Annotated in this window: 14 protein-coding genes and 3 pseudogenes; 8 read left to right on the top strand and 9 right to left on the bottom strand. The window is 41.5% G+C overall.

The features are described from left to right. Together IQ276_RS35250 and IQ276_RS35255 are read left to right on the top strand one after the other, a co-directional pair. On the top strand, positions 1-1326 hold the full coding sequence (locus IQ276_RS35250; protein WP_190884619.1) for a Dyp-type peroxidase: 1326 nt from the start codon (positions 1-3) through the stop codon (positions 1324-1326). 38 nt (positions 1327-1364) lie between these two features. After that, entirely contained in the window at positions 1365-2396 is a 1032-nt protein-coding gene (locus IQ276_RS35255) for a hypothetical protein (protein WP_193914034.1), read from the top strand. Positions 2397-2497: 101 nt separating this feature from the next. Here IQ276_RS35255 and IQ276_RS35260 read toward each other — a convergent pair whose 3' ends face one another. The 5 genes from IQ276_RS35260 to IQ276_RS35275 all read right to left on the bottom strand — a co-directional run bounded on the left by IQ276_RS35260 (position 2498) and on the right by IQ276_RS35275 (position 5799). Beyond that, positions 2498-2644, bottom strand: a complete 147-nt coding sequence (locus IQ276_RS35260) for a hypothetical protein (RefSeq protein WP_193914032.1) — start codon at positions 2642-2644, stop codon at positions 2498-2500. A 755-nt stretch (positions 2645-3399) separates the two neighbouring features. Continuing rightward, positions 3400-4475, bottom strand: a protein-coding gene (locus tag IQ276_RS35265; RefSeq protein WP_373690616.1) for an ISKra4 family transposase whose coding sequence is annotated in 2 segments (ribosomal slippage) — positions 3400-4317 and positions 4320-4475 — 1074 coding nt in all. Because the reading frame shifts where the segments join, the coding sequence is not laid out codon by codon here. 164 nt (positions 4476-4639) lie between these two features. Continuing rightward, positions 4640-4882, bottom strand: a complete 243-nt coding sequence (locus IQ276_RS41150) for a XisI protein (RefSeq protein ID WP_228042825.1) — start codon at positions 4880-4882, stop codon at positions 4640-4642. 3 nt (positions 4883-4885) lie between these two features. Then, the gene (locus tag IQ276_RS41155) at positions 4886-5014 is read right to left on the bottom strand and encodes a hypothetical protein (protein ID WP_373690617.1); all 129 of its coding nucleotides are present in this window, start codon (positions 5012-5014) and stop codon (positions 4886-4888) included. Between the two features lie 200 nt (positions 5015-5214). Then, on the bottom strand, positions 5215-5799 hold the full coding sequence (locus tag IQ276_RS35275; RefSeq protein WP_193914029.1) for a TetR/AcrR family transcriptional regulator: 585 nt from the start codon (positions 5797-5799) through the stop codon (positions 5215-5217). Positions 5800-5935: 136 nt separating this feature from the next. On the opposite strand from IQ276_RS35275, the gene IQ276_RS35280 reads away from it, so the two are divergent. Then, positions 5936-6439, top strand: a complete 504-nt coding sequence (locus IQ276_RS35280; protein WP_190881542.1) for a GNAT family N-acetyltransferase — start codon at positions 5936-5938, stop codon at positions 6437-6439. 219 nt (positions 6440-6658) lie between these two features. Here the strand turns inward: IQ276_RS35280 and dnaN are convergent, their stop codons facing one another. The 3 genes and pseudogenes from dnaN to IQ276_RS35295 all read right to left on the bottom strand — a co-directional run. After that, positions 6659-8110 carry a DNA polymerase III subunit beta gene (gene dnaN / locus IQ276_RS35285; RefSeq protein ID WP_235116264.1) on the bottom strand — a complete coding sequence of 484 codons (1452 nt, stop codon included), beginning with the start codon at positions 8108-8110 and terminating at the stop codon, positions 6659-6661. A gap of 199 nt (positions 8111-8309) precedes the next feature. Next, positions 8310-8861 (bottom strand): WGR domain-containing protein, encoded by a 552-nt coding sequence (locus IQ276_RS35290; RefSeq protein WP_193914046.1) that lies wholly within the window; start codon positions 8859-8861, stop codon positions 8310-8312. Positions 8862-8965: 104 nt separating this feature from the next. Continuing rightward, a pseudogene (locus IQ276_RS35295) lies at positions 8966-10420 on the bottom strand (AAA family ATPase); the annotation flags it as partial. 339 nt (positions 10421-10759) lie between these two features. On the opposite strand from IQ276_RS35295, the gene IQ276_RS35300 reads away from it, so the two are divergent. Beyond that, positions 10760-11509 (top strand): Swt1 family HEPN domain-containing protein, encoded by a 750-nt coding sequence (locus tag IQ276_RS35300; RefSeq protein ID WP_193914024.1) that lies wholly within the window; start codon positions 10760-10762, stop codon positions 11507-11509. A 564-nt stretch (positions 11510-12073) separates the two neighbouring features. On the opposite strand, the pseudogene IQ276_RS35305 reads toward IQ276_RS35300, so the two are convergent. Then, a pseudogene (locus tag IQ276_RS35305) lies at positions 12074-12925 on the bottom strand (hypothetical protein); the annotation flags it as partial. Positions 12926-13332: 407 nt separating this feature from the next. Between IQ276_RS35305 and IQ276_RS35310 the strand changes: the two are divergent. From IQ276_RS35310 to IQ276_RS35325, 4 genes and pseudogenes are all read left to right on the top strand, one after another. Beyond that, positions 13333-13509: pseudogene (locus tag IQ276_RS35310) on the top strand (AAA family ATPase); the annotation flags it as partial. 119 nt (positions 13510-13628) lie between these two features. Beyond that, positions 13629-13949, top strand: a complete 321-nt coding sequence (locus IQ276_RS35315) for a CU044_2847 family protein (RefSeq protein WP_193920970.1) — start codon at positions 13629-13631, stop codon at positions 13947-13949. A gap of 1 nt (position 13950) precedes the next feature. Then, positions 13951-17880, top strand: a complete 3930-nt coding sequence (locus IQ276_RS35320) for a WD40 domain-containing protein (RefSeq protein WP_193920968.1) — start codon at positions 13951-13953, stop codon at positions 17878-17880. Between the two features lie 1273 nt (positions 17881-19153). Beyond that, entirely contained in the window at positions 19154-19795 is a 642-nt protein-coding gene (locus IQ276_RS35325; RefSeq protein ID WP_235116265.1) for a hypothetical protein, read from the top strand. The last annotated feature ends 100 nt before the right edge of the window (positions 19796-19895 follow it).

Here is a 19895-nt window from a genome sequence, read left to right on the forward strand (position 1 = left end):
ATGCTTGAGTTCGATGACATTCAGCACATTCTGTTGACTCGTGTGCCTGCGCTCACCGGACGGTATGAATTTCTATCGTTCCGGAACCCTGCTGGTGGACGAGCATGGCTAGCTGCCATTCTTGAAAAGGTACAGTCGTCTGCGGAGGTTCGTGCTTCGGTCGAACAGGACAACCGATGGGTGAGCGTGGCCTTCACCTGGAACGGCCTGCGGGCGCTGGGTATGGATGAGGCATCACTGGCCACGTTTCCTGAGGAGTTTAAGCAGGGCATGGTGGCCCGCGCGGAGATCCTCGGCGACACCGGCACGAATCATCCTGACAATTGGGTGGGAGGTGTGGCTAGTCCGGATCTCCATGCAATTGTGATTCTCTTTGCCCGCGATAACGCAGAGCGCGATCGCTGCAAGGCGCAGCACCAGCGACTTGTCGCGCAGTGCGAGGGCGTGGAAGTGATCTCGGCATTGGATCTGGAGGCAACGCCGCCTTTCAACTATGCACACGACCACTTCGGCTACCGCGATCGGCTCTCGCAGCCAGTCATCGAAGGATCGGGCGAAGAGCCGACGCCCGGTTCCGGTGCGCCGCTGAAGGCGGGCGAGTTCATCCTGGGCTACCCGGACGAATACGGTCCCCCTGCCAATCTGCCGCAACCCGAGATCCTCTCCCGAAACGGTAGCTACATGGCTTATCGACGCCTACAGGAGCATATCATCGAGTTTCGTGACTTCCTGCGCCAGCACGGTCAGACGCCGGAAGAGCAGGAACTTGTGGCGGCGAAATTGATGGGTCGTTGGCGCAGCGGCGCACCGCTGGTGCTGTCCCCAGACAAGGACGATCCAGCACTCGCCGTGGATATGCAGCGCAACAACGACTTCAACTATGCGACTATGGACCCGCATGGCTATGCCGTACCCCTCGGCTCCCATATCCGTCGTCTGAATCCTCGTGATACAGGGGCGAACATGAACCGGCGGCGGATGATCCGTCGTGGGGCAACCTACGGGCCGCCACTCCCGGAGGATGCGCCGGAAGACGGGATAGAGCGTGGCATTGCTGCCTTCGTGATCTGCGCGAGCCTGATTCGTCAGTTCGAGTTCGCGCAGAACGTGTGGGTGAATGACAAGAACTTCCACGAACTCGGCAACGAGCGCGATCCGATTATCGGCACGCAGGACGGCACCCTTGACTTCAAGATCCCGAAGCGGCCAATCCGGAAAACCATCAAGGGCATTCCGGCATTCACCACGGTTCGGGGCGGGGCTTACTTCTTTCTGCCCGGACTGAAGGCGCTTCGGTACTTGGCGTCACTGAGCACTGGCAGGTAACTTTAGAATCCGATCAAATAAAAGGAATGGTGGTGAAAATGAGCAAGCTCAATCGAGTTGGGCGAACGTACAACCAGAACCATGTGCCGCGACCGTACACGCCGGACAAACGTCGGTTCAGCATTTACTGGACGTGGAGTTATCCTTGGGAAGCCAACCGAGATCTGACCGAATTGGATAACCGTTTTTCGACTATGACCGAAGTCCGTCGGGTCGGCTGGCCGAACTTTGAGGGATCTGAGTGGGATAAGATGAATTTCTTGCAGGGCATCGCTGGTACTCTGGAGCTATTCCACCGATCAACCATCGATTTTCAGCAAATCGTGGGCGAGATTACTGGGCAGTCGGTCGCCGTTTACCAACGCATTGACCAGGCAGGGTACAAACTCCTGATTGATGAAAGAATTCTGGCAGACACGGATACATTGATGGTGTTCGGTCTGGATCATCTCCTATCCGAGCAAGAAGCCGAAAAGGGAGAAATCGACGCGATCCGCGAGTGGCTGAACCGAGAAGGTACGTGCCTGCTCCTTGCGCCGCACCATGACGTGGGTTTCACGAGCGACATGCAGCAGCGCCAGATGGAGTATAAGCATCACGGCGACGAACTCGTGCCGCGCCAGCAGCGCTTCGGTCAGTACACGCGATCGCTGATGAAAGAACTCGAAGTGCCCGTACTTAATCAGTTTGGACTCCGGCCTGCTGTCGTACAAGGAAGCAACCAGATCGCACCCCTGACCGTTAACAAGGATCTCGACAAACTGGGTTTGCTGAATGGAGTGACCACGTTCAACTTCCATCTGCATCTGCCCCACTACGCGCTGACGACAGAGGACACGAAGTCCATTCATGTTCTGGCGACGCAGCCGATCGATCTTTCCCGACCGCATCCGTTCACGGCGGAGGGAAATCGGGAATTCAATACGTGCATCTGGGTACCGCCGAACGGTAACCGTGGCGGCGATATTTTGCTTGCCGACTCGACCATCTTCACCACACTATTCGGCGGCATTACGGAGAGTCTAGGACACTTTTGGCGGAACATGGCGAAACTGCGAGTCGATATCTAGGTGGCATAGAGCCAAGATAAGTGATACTAGTATTTCTTGCACTACGTGTCTCGAAATACATATTTTTATTTTCCATAACGAAATAGGGGGCTTGTACCTTTTTATTTCTGGTCATGGGCGCAAAATAAACAGCGATCGCAGTCTGGAATTTTCATAGTACCAGTGTACTGCTTTGAAGCAAGCGATCGCCCAAGAGGTGCAGCTTTTACGGGAGCATCCCAAATGTGCAAAAATAAAGAAAGAAACATTATTCGCGATGAAACCTCGTGAATAATATAGGGACTCAATCTTGTGGGTCTTCCGACTCTTGCTCAGACCCAGAACTAATATCTAGAAGGCAATCATCAAGAGTATCAATTATTCTCTGTACCTCTTCCCAAACAGAACGTCTAAAAACAGACATAACAGCATCAATATGTTCAGTAGTACCAGCTTTGCCTAAATGCTTGTATTTACTCAGTTTTGAGGGTGTCGCTTGAGGTAAGCAAGGAGTAGAAGCTTGTAATTTATAGTACCAATACTTCTTCAGATTTTGGCGGACTTGGTAACGCGCTACCCAAGCTCCTTGTGGAGCAAGCGCCCCCTGCTTTAATATAATATAGGACTCATCTTTGATTTCTGAAATACACGTAGGGGAGCCAGCCGTGTGGGCGGGTTTCCCGACTTGAGCGGACTGGCGTTGCGTTAGCCTTTGGCGTAACGCACCAGTTAACGATTTAGGTGCGTTAGGCTACGCCATAACACAACGCCAGTTGCTACAACGGAGGGAACCTCCGCAACGCACTGGCTCCCCTACAGATACTTAGATTTTTTCAGAAATCAAATCGGATTCCTATAGCTTGTTGTTTTTCTAAAACTGTAATCGCTTTCTTAATCCGCTCAAATCGAGCGATTTTGTCAAGTTCCACATCGTTGGCTCTTGGTTTTGGCATACACAGGCACACAAAACTATTCGCGATTATAACTCGCGAAGTACAAGAGTCAGAGAGTTTGTGCGATTTATTTATCCAAAGGTGGGTGCGAGGAAGCCATAAAAGTTGGCACAACGTAAAGACAGCATCTGTGGTAAATTTTCATACTTCCAGCAAGCTCCTACTATTTGTAGTCGCTTATCTATTTGTTTGACGGCTGACTCCACTGCTCCAGAACCAATGGAGCTTAATTGTTCTGCTTGGAAGTACATATAATTTACCAACCGATGTCGGTGTTTACATAGATAGTTGATGAACTGTGTTGCTCCCACATAAAAGCATTTTTTGAGTTTGGTGATTGCTGGTTCTACAAGTCCTAGCCAAAGTTCGGCCTCAATGTCCACCAGAAATTTTTTAGTGGCTTGTATTTTATACAGGTTTTCTTTTAAATGATACCAGTCTAAAATTTCTTGACGAATATCCGAGTCAGCTATTTCTGAAAATAGATTCCAAATGCCATCATGTCCATCTCCCAAGCAATAAAGAGTTCTACCGATGTTTTGACTATTGACCCAATTAGTGAGTCCGAGATTATCCTGAAAGAATGCTCCGTAATATATCCCCTGCAATCTTCCTGTTTTATACTCTTTCCAGTAGGCAGACTTACCTTTCTCTTGAGACCGTAACCGTACTTTTCCCCCATCCAAACATACCTCTGTTAATTTCTGTTTGACATTCGGGGGAGATGTATCCACCTTCTGGACTTGGCGATGATAGGTGCTATGACCTACTTCTATCCCGGTCATGACCTTGAGGTCAAGTTCAGCATCTTGGAATGAAACGTTTGCTGCCAGTAATAAACAGCACTTTTCTAATAATGGGCTAAACCGCCTATATGGCTCAATCCCCATCCGCAAGGCTTGAAGTCTAGTGATAATTATTTTACCTACACAGCTTCTTATGGTTCGGTTGCGCCCTCTGGTCGTTCCCGTCTTTTCTCCGATAAAAAAAAGGCGATTTTCGGGCTGACGTGTTCCAGTACCTGATCTCGAACGGCTGTTTCGATTCCTTCAAAGGTTTCGATTTTTGAGGATGGCGTGTTTTTATACAGAATCTTGGCGATGGCTTTTACGTGTGCATCCAACTGTTTTTTATCTTCTGGGGTCATTGTCCTTGATCTTGGGATTGAACACAAATAATTCTCTCGAATTCTTGTGTTGATGTACAGCCCCCCATTTATTCGCGATTATTACTCGCGAATAAACTGGTCTTTTCACCCTCTTTTTGCAAAATTGGGATGCTCCCCTAAACTTCTCTTTTTTATCTGCCTCCTTAAGCAGTAGCGAATTCTGTTAAACCTCGTTTACTGGGATGATGAAAACCCAAAACAATATCGGCTTGGGGTATTCCGGCTGATAGCAAATCATCAACAACGCATAAATTAGTTGCATCTTCTTCCACCCAAACTTTGCCGTTTTTAATGCAGAGATAGATGATAATATACTGTATCTGCTTTTTGTCATCCCAGCCGAACCGAAACCAAAGATATTGATCTCTTGTTTCATCAAAAGCCAAGCGTTAGCGTAGCTTACCGCAGGTATCGCTTACTTCAATTTCCGTATCTTTTATAACTTGAGTATTAGTAGTTTCGTAATACTCAGTCAATATTTTCTTGATAGCATTGCGATATTGGTCTAGCTTATCCATTGCCGAATTTCCTCCTTTTCTGTAGTTACAACTATTAACAGAAGGTGATTTTCTGAGAATTCTTTAAGTTGCATTCAATCTCAGTACACTCAGGAGCTAACCCTCAGTTTATCTGGTTTTTGGCTTAACCGAACCGTATTGATAGTTAGGCAGTTTCATTTGGTCGAGTTGGTAGTAACTTAAAACTTACGCGTCAGTGTTCAAGATGATGCAAGTATTGCATTGATATGTCGCTGCACGAGATATTTTTGTTGATCTGCGGAGAACTGCTCAGGAAAAATGACAACACCAGTGCCAATGCCATCCACTAGGGCGATGAGTGCATTGGCTTCGAGGGTTAAATCAAGATCGGCTCGAATCAGCAAGGCTTTTTGTAAGTCAGCTAACTCTTGACGAATAATCTGCCGTAAGAAGTCATAGCGTTTTCGGTGCTCCTGAACAAGGCGTTCGCGCCCGATAGAATAGCCCAAAAATGCCACCCAAACCTTCCAATCAGCTTTGTCAATGTCCTCCAGAGGTAGAGCCACAAAAATCATCTGCACTAGTCTGTCAATTCCTTGCCGTCCCTCGGCACAGGTTTTCATGTCCTCTAGCACGTTTTCAAACACCTGTTCCAGGGCAAATAGGGTGAGTTCTTCTTTATCTCGAAAGTAATGGGTAACAACCCCTGTCGAAGAGCCAAGTTCTTGCGCGATCGCCCGCATACTGGCACGATCCAATCCTTCACGGACAATCACTCGCCATGCCGCTTTAGCGACTTCAATACGGCGATCGTCATAACTCATAGCTCTCCTCGGTTTACAGCAACATGAAACAAGTATCTTGACATCTTATCACAACAGTTGTTATGTTTTAAATTGACATAACAACTGTTGTGATATTTACTCCAGCGACTAACCTGTTTTGCACACGGAGTTCGCGATGATTCGACCGACCATGCCTGATGACACGACCGCGCTGATTGCCTTAGCCGACGCAACTGGACTGTTCCAACCGAAGCAACTTGAGGAGCTTGGCGAAATGCTGTCCGATTACTTCGGTGGTAGCAGCGACAGCGATTCTCTACGAGACGGCAAAGCCGATCGCTTTTGGATTACCGACGATGACAACGGGGCGGTGGGGGTCGCTTACTGTGAGATGGAACGGATGACCGATCAGACGTGGAATCTACAGTTGATTGCTATCCGACCCGACCGCCAAGGACAAGGACGTGGTGCGACCCTGCTACGCTACGTTGAGCAAACATTGATGGCACGCGGCGGGCGTGTGTTGCTGGTAGAAACGTCAGGTACGCCGGACTTCGAGCGGACGCGAACGTTCTACCGCAAGTGCGGTTATGACGAGGAAGCGCGTATCCGCGACTTCTATCAAGCGGGCGCTGACAAAATCGTTTACCGCAAGGCGCTGTCCGCTCAGGAGCAGTAAGCTTCCGAAGCGATCTGTCTGCTTTCTACCCAACTCCTTATCCCTGGCAAGGCAATAGGGTTCAGTTAAAGGGGAAAGGTTTTGAATATATCTCTTACCCTTTACCCGCAACCCCATTCCCCAGACCACAAGGAAAGTGAAAAATGCTTATCCGAACCGTATTGACAACACTCGTATCCAAAACACCCTACAAAACTTCAAGATTACGGTTAATATTTATTAAGCATTTAGAGTGTACAGTGGCAATAAGAATTGACGCATTTCCATTTGCAGTTCTGGATTTGGTCTATCTCCATAAGGAACCAACATGGCAGGATGATCTGATTGTTGCAAGTGCATTTTGATAGCGGAACTGGGAATTGCCTTGGCTGCTTCTACTAAATACTTGAGGTTAAACTGAATATTCAATGACATTTCTGATGGTAGATGAGCAGCAATAACCTGATCACCTTTGCCAAACTCCCGTTCAATTGATAATCGTAGCTGCTGCAAACTTCCATCAAACTGTAAGTAAATACCTTTCTCTTTTTTATCTGTTAACACAGCTAACCGTTCCAGTGCTTTGACTAAGAATGCTTTTTCTAGGATTACTTCTCGGTCAAAGGTAAATCTTGCCAATAGCTGTTCGCAGTCAGGGTAAGTTCCTTCCAAACATTGACATCTGAGGATAATATCTTGCCAAGCAAAACCCAAGCGATTACTTTGGGCATCATACAACAAATTAATGAATTCGACAGAATCATCCAAGTTACGCGCTAGTTCCTTGAGGACTCGACCAGGAATAGTAAATTGTATCTCTGAAGATTCTACTTGTTTGCGGGGTTTTCTACCAATTCCTTGAGTTGAAAGTTCAGTGGTTGCGACTCGATGCCCATCAGTACCAATAAACTTTAACTTCTCCTGTGTAAGTTGAATATGAACTCCGGTCAAGATATATTTATTTTCATCAGTGCTGACAGCATAAATCACACCTTTCAAACCATCTTTGAAAACTGTTGTTGGCAGAGGAATGGGAGTAGCATCAAGTGTAGAACTAGGTGGAAATTCTTCAGCACTAATGCCTCTAATTTCATATTTTCCATCAGCATCAGATAAACCCAGAGAGCAGATTTTTGTTTGCTTCTCCTCATCAATAAGCTGTATAATCTGAGTCTGACTACTGAGGGTAATATTACCATTAGGGCAATGCTTAACTATTTCAAATAGCATTTCTACTGGCACAGTAATTTCACCCTTGAGCAATACCTGGGCTTCAAAACTTGCCTGAATTGTTAATGCTAAATCAGTAACAGTTAAATGTATCTGTTGTGTTTCGATATCTGCAATGATTAGAGCATTAGCAAGAATAGGATGGGTAGGTTTAGCTGGGGTAGCACAACTAACTAAAGAGAGCGCATCGTGAAATTTAGTTTGTGAGCAGATTACCTCCATTCCTGATTCTATAAGTGGTTGAGAGTTTAACTCTGATTTGGTAGAACGTTTATTAGTACGCTTATTTGAGATAGGCTCAGTTGAAGTATCAGCATCAGGAGATGTAGGTTTTTTCTTTTTACCTGTAGATATTTCTGGGATATTTGCTGATACTTCATTTTCGGTTTTAGGAGTAGCTACACTTGTTTGTTTTATCTGATTGACAGGCTTTACCCTTTGTTTCGATGCTGTTTGAGTCATGATAATTTATTTCTGGTTGCGTCATTGTTAGAAAGGTGACTGCGATAGCAGAAAATAAAGGATGTAAAGTTTTGAATCAGATGCTTTTACTCTGTGAGACATACGAAAGTTTACTGAGATATCCCATTTAACCGCTCTCAGGTAAGCCTTTATTCTAATCGTAGCTTTGGGAATATCAGGCTCCGCTCCTGAATTATTCCTACAAATGCCTCCAAAAGTTTTTTCCAATGCTTTTTAAACTAATAACTTTGCTGTTATTAGCAGATTCTTCTGTAGTGTTATCAACCAGCACAGAATCAGTTTCCAACAAAGAGTTCAGCAGTGATAGTTGATGTTCAACATCTGCCACATCGCGGTATATTCGAGACGGGTCTATTTTCATTCCTAAAGGTGTAGGAACAATTTTTAAATATTGGTTTAATGTCTCTAGATAATTTCTATTGGTAAATTGTCTTTGTGTTACATAAGGACGCAAAATCTCCAGTAATTGGATAGCTCTTTTGATTTCTAGAGAATCAGAAGTACTATCAATTTGAGGTTGGCTTTCTCGGTAGCCTTTCATTTTCTTCTCAGCCACGAGATTGTGGAATTTAGAAACTGCTTGTTGAGCATTACCGAAAGAGTGAACTTTTTGCTGAGATTTGTAGCCGACCCTACCCCACTCAACAGTTAGATTACCTTGCTCAACTTTTGCACTCCAGAATTTGTTACTGTTCTGAGCCGCATTTACAAATATTAAGTAAGCTTCCATATTTTTGACATAATTTAGAGTAAAGTATTGCCATGTCAAATGAACATCTGTTGTTGAAATGTTCATTTGACAAAAGCTTCAAATCATTACTAATTTGGGAATACCTAATTAGTACGGAACCTAGAAGTACGAAGACCTTTCTTAGACACCTGCACAGGACTGGAAGCAGGTCGCGCAATCTTTGACCAAGACTGCATCCGCTCAACAGCAGCAGCATCTTGAATCGCTAAAGGGGTGATGTTTTGCTGACAATTTTCTAAATCAGCCAGAGTGACCTGCTGAGGTCTTCCCTCATCGAAAGCCAGGAGTGCTGCTTCTGATGCCAGGGTTTCCAACTCAGCACCACTAAACTTGTCGGTGCTAGCAGCGATCGCCTCTAAATATTCCTGCGGAACTTCTATACCAAACCGTTCTAAGTGAATCTTGAGAATCTGGCAGCGTTCCAACTCAGTAGGCAGGTCAACGAAGAAATTCTCGTCAAACCGCCCTTTCCTCTTGAACTCAATAGGCAGCGCTGTTGGGTCATTACAAGTTGCCACCACAAACACCCCCGCCGTACACTCAGACATGAAAGTGAGTATATTCCCCAGAATCCTTTGCGAGACTCCAGAGGTATCGCCATTAGCTGAAAGTGCTTTCTCGACCTCATCAATCCATAAGATACAGGGTGCAATAGCTTCAGCAGTCTTGAGTGCGCGGCGGACATTGCCCTCAGATTCTCCAACCAGGCTACCAAGCATCGAGGCAATGTCTAATTGCAGCAGTGGAAGATTGAGTATGGTTGCAATGTTCTTTGCTACTATCGATTTACCCGTCCCTGGTGGCCCTGCCAGTAGCACTCCTTTAGGTTGGGGTAGATTTAGCGATCGCGCTTCCTGGGAAAATAACCGACGGCGGCGTTGCAACCAATCCCGCAATAAATCCAAACCACCAAAGGGTATGGTCGCCAATTTACCCAATTCAATACCCATCTGAGACAGTAGGCGGGTTTTGTATTCGACAACCAAAGGGATGACCGTAGTATCAATTACTATACCTTTAGAAGTTAATCGCTCCTTGACAGTCAGCCGGAGAAAGTCGCTAATTTCCTCCAGCGTCAAGCCTAATGCTGCTCTTGCCAAGGTTTCTTTATCTTCGGTGGTGAGAGATACGGTAAAAGTTACCTCTTGCTCACTGGCAGATTCTTGCAAATACAGTAAATATGATTCTAAGTGGTCTTGAATTTGCTCAATGCTGGGCAAAGGAACTTCACAGCAAGGAATTAGTCTCAGTAGGGATTCGTGCAGTTGAATGTTTTGACCTAAAAACACAATTCGCTTTTCAGTCGGTTTGAGGCGATGGTACAAGTTTTTTACTCTGGTGAGGATTTCCCAACTCAATTGCAGAGAGTTTTTACCGACAAAAGGGTGAACATCTCCCAGGATAAAAACCCCATTACCGCCGAAATTGTTGATGTACTCGAACACATATATTAAAGGGTCTATGTGAGGCGGCTTTTTATACGTCTCGACTGATTTGAACACCAGTCCACCGTCGTCAGCAATTAGACATTTGTTTATAATTAAGTAAAATTACTGTTGTCCATATAGTTATTTGATGGTTTGATTTTACTGATGTTATTTTAGCTAGAAATATGACCCCAGACGAAATAGAAAACTTATTAAACCAGCTACTAGATAATAACGAAGCTAGTGTCGAATATTTAATTAGTACAATTGGGACATATTGTTTAACCCAAAGAACAAAATATAATGACTGTATAATGCCAAAAAATAAATATGAGAATTCTAGATATTGGGATGAATATCATCGAAAATTGTATGAAGTAGTAGCACAGTTTCAACAATGGAAGTAATGGACTCTGATTTTTAGCTTTGAAATAAAATTTCCTTTTCAGTATGAAACATAAACGAGAAGTTATAGAGTCATTATTAGAGAGTTTGTCTATGCTAGAGACTTTTTATGATTCTCCAGATGTGATTTTCCGACATTTTTCACATTGGATGAACAGTGTTAGATGTATCTTTAATGATACAGATATGAATGATGAGTTAAATATTTGGAATAATGCAATAAAAGGATATCAATATTCAGAGGATGGCTCTTTAGTTGTAGTTATGCAAATTGCAAAAGCTACTCTTATAGCTATTCTTAATAAGTTAGAAAGTACCGAGGTATTTAATACACCCTATCTTAATCAGAAAGATGTGATAAATGCCTATAAAATGTCTAGTTTGTATGTAATACTTCATTGTTACGAAAATTCAGTTCGTTGTTTTATTGAACAAATACTCTCAAGAGAATTTGGAGATAATTGGTGGGAAAAAGTTAAAAATACAAAAACGATAGCAAAAGTAGAAAGAGTCAAAAATTTCGAGACTACAAACAAGTGGATTTCCCCAAGAGGAGGTAGTTCACCTCTTTATTGCATTGATTGGGGGGATTTAGTTACTATTATTAAAAAGGAAGATAAGTTATTCATACCTTATATTGGAGACATTAAATTTATTGAAAATAGATTTGAACAATTAGAAGGTTTGCGAAATATTATTGCTCATAATGGAGTGTTACCATCTGATGATGATTTTCAAAGAATTTTTATTTCGTATAGAGATTGGTGTCGTCAAATAAAATGTTTGTATACATAAAATCGATATAGATATTTGATTATTGAGAAATTACGGGTGATAATACTAAGGCTTTGATTGCCTTAGACTTGCTAAAATACGTTTTATTTGTAATGTAGAATTTCGTTATTATTTCTATGTAGATAAACTATCGGGGTTATTTGAAAATGTTAGTATTTATGGCTATTATTTTTTGTCTTTTATTCCAAGTATTAGTTTTTGTAATTATATTACCTATAATTCAAAAGATAACTGGTAAAGAAATAAATTTAAATTATCGTATTGGTTTATCATTAATATTATTTATTCCTTCATTATGGATATATGCTCAAATAGTTCTTCTCCTTAGGGGAGAGACAGAAGAAATCAAACATAACATATCTTATTTATTTCCTGAAAATGTTAGTTCTTCTAACAATTTTTTGAATGCTATAGAATTAAGTCTTCAATATAACGCTCCTTTATTTATATTTCTTATATTTTTTGCCCTGATAGTATCAATAGTTTTGTATTCTAAGATTAAATTTATTAGAAAGAATCTAATAACTAAGCTAATATTCATAAGGCTGCTACCTGCTTCAAAACTTCAAAACTGGCGTTAGCCAAAAGCATTTGGACTTTTTTGAAATGGCGTTCCATCTTCTTCTTGAAGTTGACTGGCTTGCGTCCTGGTTCCCAATTGCTCAAATCTTCGAGCAACTGGGCTGCTAGTTGTTCACCGAGAGCGATCGCTGATTCCCTCAGTGTTTGTTCTAAATTTCTGTCATACTGTTCGATAAACCGAGTTATTTGCCCTAAGCATTCAGCTTGTTTCTCTGACAGTTGTTCACTGATGGCGGGAATAATGACAGGACGACCAATTACTACTTGTAAATAGTCCTCTAGTTCCTCTAAACAGGGAAAAGCTTTGGCTAAGTTCTGCTTAACTTCTTGTTGTTGTTCTATAGATAACTGCCAAGCATTGAGTGAGAGAAATTTGTCAATACGTTCTTGATAGTCTGTGTACCCCTTTTCATACTCTTCTTTCAGTTGAGTGCGTAAAACAGGTGCAATATTATCTCGAATTCCGATTAGTTGATTCCAGACCAAGGGCGCTAAGTCTATAGAACAAATCCAATCACCATTGTCATAATTCATCCATTCTTGGACTGAAGCAATTTCTTGCCTTAATTGGTTTGCTGCTTCGTCTAAAGCTTTGAAAACTTTGATGCCCTTTAAACCAACTTCTGAGGTTGTAACCTTCACTAAGTCAGATTCTTGTTCATCTTGAGAATATTTGAGAACATCTGTCCATTTTGGAGCATTACTCTTGGTTGTCTTCTTTAACTGAATCTTGAAACGGATGCGAGTTTTATTCAATTTAGAGATGTTATATCTTTCAACAACAGCGTCTTTTAGAAAAGTTTCGGTTGAATTGGTAATCACTGCTTGTACCACATTTACTAGGAAAAATAATGTTTTTCACCCCAATAAAATAAAGCGTCAGCTTTACCTTGTCGCCACTAAATTGGGCTATGATTTTTGTGGTTTAAACTTTGAGTTTGCCGCAACGACAAGGTTATGGTTGAAAAAGTGGATATTGAATTAACGTGAGTATTCAACGAAGGCGCACCTACGGGAAGGGCGAAAGAAAACTGCGCCCCTAAAAATTTAGAAATAATTTGGGATAATTTATTTTTTGTAAGTCCCTTACACAAGCTGTGACTTTCTTGGTACAGATGGGAACAATAACTTGTAAGCATTTCCCTTAGCCGAGATTAGGAGTTTTGTACTACTTATGCTGACTTTTCCCACCAATTCTTCAAGCACCGAAAATTGGATGTTAAATGATGAATAATGTTGAAGGTGTCCTCCTAGTGGGAATTCAAGGAACTGGGAAATCCTTGTCTGCGAAAACTATTGCCCATGAGTGGCGTTTACCTCTGTTGCGATTGGATGTGGGACGGTTATTTGGGGGAATTGTCGGTGAAAGCGAAAGTCGTATCCGCCAAATGATTCAACTATCAGAGGCGATCGCTCCCCTTTTCCACATCTTGTGAAAAGTCAGAGGAGTAGACAGACCCCAAGACAGCGGATAGACTTGCAGTTTAAAGCTAAAAAACAATTGATTTTGTGAAAAATGTTGTAGAGGGGTAAGCTTGTGAAGCGTATTGTTGAATTTCCTTTGGAAAATGGAGACTTGATTCTTGTAGAAGTGGATGAGCCTGGACCAACTGATCATCGTTTTGGTTTGCGAGATGAGATGATTCAAACAGCTAAAAAAACTTTTGAGTCTGCTCTGGATCAAGTTAAACCGATAGCCAATGTCATTATGACTAAAGTTAATAGTCTCAATCAACCTGCGGACGAAGTGGAAATCAAGTTCGGTATCAAAATGAGTGCAGAACTTGGAGCAGTCATCGCTTCTGGCAATGCCGAAGTTAATTATGAAGTTACTTTAAAGTGGAAACGGGAGCCATAAGATGTCCACACACCTGGAGTCATCAATTGTCAGGATTTACTCAATCAATGCCAAGGTTGTTGGTGCTGGCTTTTTAGTTTCCCAAAAATATATCCTTACATGCGCCCATGTGGTAGCAGATGCTCTAGGAATTGCCAGAAACACTGCTGAAATGCCTAAGACAGAAGTCTGCTTGGATTTTCCTTTCTTAGCGGCAAAACAATTCTTCACAGCCAGGATAGTATTCTGGCGACCTGTTAATCCTAATGAGTTTGCTGAAGATATTGCGGCATTGGAATTAGAAAGCTCTCCTCCTAATACCGCTCAACCAGCACGACTGGTAGCTTCAGAAGACTTATGGGGGCATCCTTTCCGAGTTTTGGGTTTTCCAAAGAACCAGCCCAATGGAGTTTGGGCTGCTGGTGAAATTAGAGCCGGACTTGCCAATGGTTGGGTGCAACTGGAGGATATAAAACAACAAGGTTATGCATTAGAGCCTGGTTTCAGTGGTGCGCCAATATGGGATGAGCAGCTACAGGGTGTAGTAGGAATGGCAGTAGCGGGGGAAATAGAGCGAGCGACAGCCAAAGTGGCGTTTATTATTCCTACTCAAGTGCTGATTACAGCATGGTTAGAGTTGAGCGAGCAAGTTCCTGTAACGGAAGTGACACCAGGCATTGACATTAAAAAATGCAAACAAGATTGGGGACTAGCACAAAATATTTATAGTTTCTATGGACGTACTGAGGAAATCTCCACTTTAAAACACTGGATCATTGAAGAAGAGAAACCATGTCAATTAGTCTTGTTGCTGGGCATAGGTGGGATCGGAAAAACGAGCTTATCATTGAAGCTAGCACGAGATATTCAAGATGAGTTTGAATATGTCTTTTGGCGTTCATTATTGAATGCTCCATTAAGTTCAGATATCTTTTCAGATTTAATCAATTTTATATCCGATCAGAAGAAAACTGGTTTATCAGACACTGTAGATGAGCAAATAACTCAGTTGATTACTTATTTGCAGCAGCATCGTTGCTTGCTAATACTTGACAATTTAGATGCAGTCCTGGACAGCAGTAATCAATCCCGGTTTAAAGAGGGGTATGAAGGTTATGGTAAGTTTTTATCAAAAGTTGGTGAAGTTACCCATAATAGTTGCTTGCTGTTGACTAGCCGTGAAAAACCTCCGGAAGTTGTGAAGTTGGAAATAGGAGAAAAAGGACTAACTCGCACGTATAGTTTAAGTGGCTTGAACTATTCAGACAGCCAGGAAATATTCGCCGACATCGGTTCCTTTGCTGGTTCAAACGAAGAATGGAAGGAAATAATTGAGTTTTATAGCGGCAATCCTTTGGCTCTAGAGCTTGCTGCCAAGCATATTACCGAAGTATATTCGGGCGAAATTTCTGATTTTTTGAAACAAGGAAAACAGGTATTTGGTGAACTAAATGATTTATTAGATTGGCATTTTCAACGTTTATCAGACAAAGAGCAAGAGATAATGTACTGGTTAGCAATCAACCGTGAGCCAGTTTCACTTTCAGAGCTAATAGAAGATATTTTTGCATCCAAAAGCGTCAAAAATGAAATTCCTTCAATTCTACAAGTCTTACAGCGAAGATTTCCTCTCGTGAAAAGTCAAAAGCATTTTTCATTGCAGCCTGTGCTTATTGAGTATTTAAGCGAACGCTTAGTTAAATGTGTATATAAAGAGATTAATGAAGAAGAAACAATATTACTATTAAATAGGCATGCACTCATTAAAGCATCTACAAAAGATTATGTCAGGGAAGCTCAAATTCGCTTTATTATTGAGCCTATTGTCGAGGAATTTTTTTATAATGATGATAAAAAATTTGAAGATCAGCTATTTAAATTAGTATCAAAATTGAAAAGGGAAGAACTGCCTCAGCGAGGTTATTTGGGTGGAAATATTCTTAATTTACTTTGTCATATAGGTACTGATTTGAGCGGTTGTGATTTTTCATGCCTAAAACTTTGGCAGGTATATTTGTCAGACGCAAATTTGAAAGACGTAAACTTAGCTCATTCCGACTTATCTAAATCCTCTTTCGCAGAAACCTTTAGTAGTATCTTAGCAATAGCTTTTAGTCCAGATGGAGTATCGCTTGCCACTACTGACCCCAACGAAATCCACTTGTGGAGAATTTCTGACGGTCAAAACTTAATGACCTATAAAGGACATGTAGGCTGGATCTGGAGTGTCGCTTTCAGTTCAGATGGAAAGATTTTAGCTAGTGGAGGTGAGGATTGTACAATAAAGCTATGGGATGTCAATAATGGTCAACTCCTCAGAACGTTACAAGAGCACAAAGATTTCGTTCGCTTTCTTGCCTTTAGTCCAGATGAAAAGATTTTAGCAAGCAGTAGCGACGATCTGACAATAAAGTTATGGAATACTAACACTGGTGAATGTTTGAACACAATTCAAGCCCATGCTGATTGGATTTGGTGTGTCGTGTTCAGCCCAGATGGTCAAACTCTTGCTACTGGCAGTGATGATCAAATGGTAAAGCTGTGGGATGTTAAAACTGGTCGTTGCATAATAACTCTTCAAGAACACAGTGATTTTGTACGGTCAGTAGCATTTAGTCCTGATGGGTCTAAGCTTATTAGTGGTAGTGGAGATAAAACAATTAGATTATGGGACATTAAAACTGGTGAATGTTTAAAAGTATTTGAGGGGCACAGTGGCTCTGTCTGGCGTGTTGCCTTTAGCCCGGATGGTCAAATTATTGCTAGTGGAAGTGATGATAAAACAGTGAAGTTATGGGATATTAACACTGGAGATTGCACCAAAACACTACAAGGATACAAAGGGAGAGTTGGTTCTGTTGCCTTTAGTCCCCCCGATGGTCAAACTCTTGCTACTGGCAGTGATGACCAAATGGTAAAACTTTGGGATGTTAAGACTGGTCAATGCTGGAAAACGCTAAAGGGATCTACTCATTGGATCTATTCAGTTGCGTGTAGCTCCAATGCTGGTATGTTAGCTAGTAGTGGAGAAGATAGACTTGTCAGGCTATGGAACCTTGAAACTGGTCAATGCATCAAAACTTTTGAAGGGCATACAAATCGAGTTTGGTCTGTTGCATTTAGCCCTGGTAATGATTTTCTAGCTAGCAGTGGTAGTGAAGATAAAACAGTGAAGTTATGGGATATTGCAACTGGGCGTTGTCTGAAAACATTCCAGGAGCATAGGGATTGGGTTTGGTCTGTCGCGTTTAGTCCAGATGGTCAAACTCTTGCAAGTGCTAGTGACGACAAAACAGTAAAACTATGGGACGTTAATACTGGTCAATGCATCAAAACTTTTGAAGGACATACCAACTGCTTGGCTTCAGTAGACTTTAGCCCTAATGGCAAGCTCATTGCTAGTGGCGGTGGAGATCAAGTCGTGAGGCTTTGGAATATCAATGAAGGAAAGTGTTGCGGAATTTTGGAAGGACATACTGGTCTAATTTGGTCTGTTAGATTTAGCCCTAATAATCAAATGGTTGCCAGTGGTAGTCAAGAGCAAACTATAAAGCTATGGAACATTGAAACGCAACAGTGTATTAGAACATTGAAGGAGCACTCTAATTGGGTATGTGCAGTTGCATTCAGTTCAGATAATACAACTTTTGCCAGTGGTAGTGAAGACCAGACAGTAAAAATATGGAATATTGAAACTGGTCAATGCATTAAGACTTTTCAAGGACATACTGGCCGAGTTTGGTCTGTCATATTTAGTCCAGATGCGAAGACTTTATTTAGTGGTAGTCAAGATGGAACAATTAGAGTCTGGGATATTAATCAAGGTGAATGTATAAGAACACTAAGGGTTAGCCGACCTTATGAAAGAATGAATATAACAGGAACTACTGGCTTAACAGAGGCACAGAAAGGAACACTAAAAATTTTAGGGGCAGTAGAGGATGAAAAATGAGTAAGTCATCAATTTTGGGAAGAGCTAAGATACTGTTGACAAATATAATACACATTTGTATTTTTACGTATTACGCAAGGCTCAAACCTTCAATCTGTGGTTAAGGATGCTTGCAGGCGATTTATTCTCTCGCGTCGAGACTTGTAAACTCTAATATATAACAGTTACATGAATTGTAATAGCAAATCTCAGGAACATCGTCATCAGTTTTCGTGTTGGGTGTAGGAACCCCGACTTCTCTAATAAATCAGGGTTCTCGCTATTCACGAATGATTAATCGTAATTTTGTGTCGAGATTGCTTTATTCATAACAATATGTAGCAATCCTCGAACCATTGGTGAATAAAAATATTCACTATTATAAGGTCTATGACAACACTTTGCTAAATAATAATTACAAAGTGGTAATTTAATTTAACCTTCCCTGATGCGATCGCCAGTAGCCCAAAATTCAGACAATCAGGCTTATCCAGCAATCACAATATATTCATTATCCGTATTTGATTTTAGTAAATGTTATATTTAAAACATTTAGCTACTAGCAGAAACAATAATAGTATTAAATTTTAAAATACTAGGCGTATGTAAGTCAATTGACTTTTGCTCTCAGGTGTTTATTATAAAATTTAATCAAGAGGTAGTTACAATTCACCGTGTACAGCTTTGACAACTGTCCACAAAAGTGTTGCACATCTCAAGCTCATGGTAATATTATTTTACTGTCAAGAGATATTATTTTATACATTCAATTGAACACATGCTGAAACAGCTAGTTAGGTGTGCTACCTCCAAAAAAACAAAACATTATTTAACCTAGCACCAGAATCGCTCAAAACCTTACTGTACATTGTAGACAGCTTTTATAATTCTGGTTATACAAGCTATCAAATAGCTAACAAAGCCATTTGTTTTGTAATCATTACAAACAGAAAGATATCTCATAAAATCTTCTAAAAATGGCACAAATTAGATTTGAATATAAAAAAATGACATCATGTCAGTTGTTTTTCGTATATGTAAAATTATCGAAAAGCAATCTTTCTGTTGTCAACAATACTTTAAAAATGTGCATTTTATTTAGATAGTATTTATGTCTATTACCGTGGAGTTACCTATATCAATATAGTCCTATTTGATTTGTGAGAACCTTGCCTATCCTTGATTAAATGAGGCAAAAACTTAAATTTAGCAAATAATTTAACATTACTAGATCAATCCTGATTTAGTAACAAGTTGAATATTGACAACGTAAACAAAAGTAACAGGATAAATTATGAATATTATTGTTCGTTTGTTTGGAGTATTCGTTTTCCAAGTATCTGCGTTGGCTGCAATGTCTAACATCGCAATGTCTGATGACAAGCCTATGGGTACTTACACTCAAGAGACTCCCACTGTTCCTCAACAGACAACAAACCAGAGGATTTGCTCTTTAGATCCCATTGAAGATTTATTACCTCCACCCCAAACCAAAGCAAGTAATTCTTTGCTTTCTTACCTTGCTGACCAGGGTTTTACACAGAATCAAGAAGGTTCGTGGGTTTGTTATGCGAACGATCCTAAAGAAGAAGGGCGTTACTTTACTATTTTTAAAGTTAAACAAGTTGATAACAGACTCATAGCAAGTTCTTTCTTAGATGAGGGAAGTCTGATTGAGGGTCAAGAAAATCGTAGCTTGGACTTCTTTATGATGCTGATTGACCGTCATATGAATAGTAGTCAAGAGAACCGTCAAGGTATACGTAGATATTTAGAAGCCTTCGTTTCTCTCGTCAAGCAAGGGAAGATCAAACCCACACGTCGCGGATTTCTTTTCGACCAACCAAACCGGGCATTGGTCTTATATCACACACTCTCATCAGGAAATCTCAAAGGCACTGGAATCACAATCAATATTTATTTACCAAAGAGTTGAACTAGGGGATTGGGGATTGGGGACTGGGGACTGGGGACTGGGGAATAAGATGAAAAATCTTATTTTCCAATACCCAATACCCAATACCCAATACCCAATC

Origin of the sequence: Desmonostoc muscorum LEGE 12446, assembly GCF_015207005.2 — a bacterium.
Lineage (GTDB): Bacteria > Cyanobacteriota > Cyanobacteriia > Cyanobacteriales > Nostocaceae > Nostoc > Nostoc muscorum.

What these genes read in the sequence shown, in the direction of transcription:
- IQ276_RS35250 (WP_190884619.1), top strand. Translation starts at nt 1, where the DNA reads ATGCTTGAGTTCGATGACATTCAGCACATTCTGTTGACTCGTGTGCCT.
- IQ276_RS35255 (WP_193914034.1), top strand. Translation starts at nt 1,365, where the DNA reads ATGAGCAAGCTCAATCGAGTTGGGCGAACGTACAACCAGAACCATGTG.
- IQ276_RS35260 (WP_193914032.1), bottom strand. Translation starts at nt 2,644, where the DNA reads ATGTTTCTTTCTTTATTTTTGCACATTTGGGATGCTCCCGTAAAAGCT.
- IQ276_RS41155 (WP_373690617.1), bottom strand. Translation starts at nt 5,014, where the DNA reads ATGGATAAGCTAGACCAATATCGCAATGCTATCAAGAAAATATTGACT.
- IQ276_RS35275 (WP_193914029.1), bottom strand. Translation starts at nt 5,799, where the DNA reads ATGAGTTATGACGATCGCCGTATTGAAGTCGCTAAAGCGGCATGGCGA.
- IQ276_RS35280 (WP_190881542.1), top strand. Translation starts at nt 5,936, where the DNA reads ATGATTCGACCGACCATGCCTGATGACACGACCGCGCTGATTGCCTTA.
- dnaN (WP_235116264.1), bottom strand. Translation starts at nt 8,110, where the DNA reads ATGACTCAAACAGCATCGAAACAAAGGGTAAAGCCTGTCAATCAGATA.
- IQ276_RS35290 (WP_193914046.1), bottom strand. Translation starts at nt 8,861, where the DNA reads ATGGAAGCTTACTTAATATTTGTAAATGCGGCTCAGAACAGTAACAAA.
- IQ276_RS35300 (WP_193914024.1), top strand. Translation starts at nt 10,760, where the DNA reads ATGAAACATAAACGAGAAGTTATAGAGTCATTATTAGAGAGTTTGTCT.
- IQ276_RS35320 (WP_193920968.1), top strand. Translation starts at nt 13,951, where the DNA reads ATGTCCACACACCTGGAGTCATCAATTGTCAGGATTTACTCAATCAAT.
- IQ276_RS35325 (WP_235116265.1), top strand. Translation starts at nt 19,154, where the DNA reads ATGAATATTATTGTTCGTTTGTTTGGAGTATTCGTTTTCCAAGTATCT.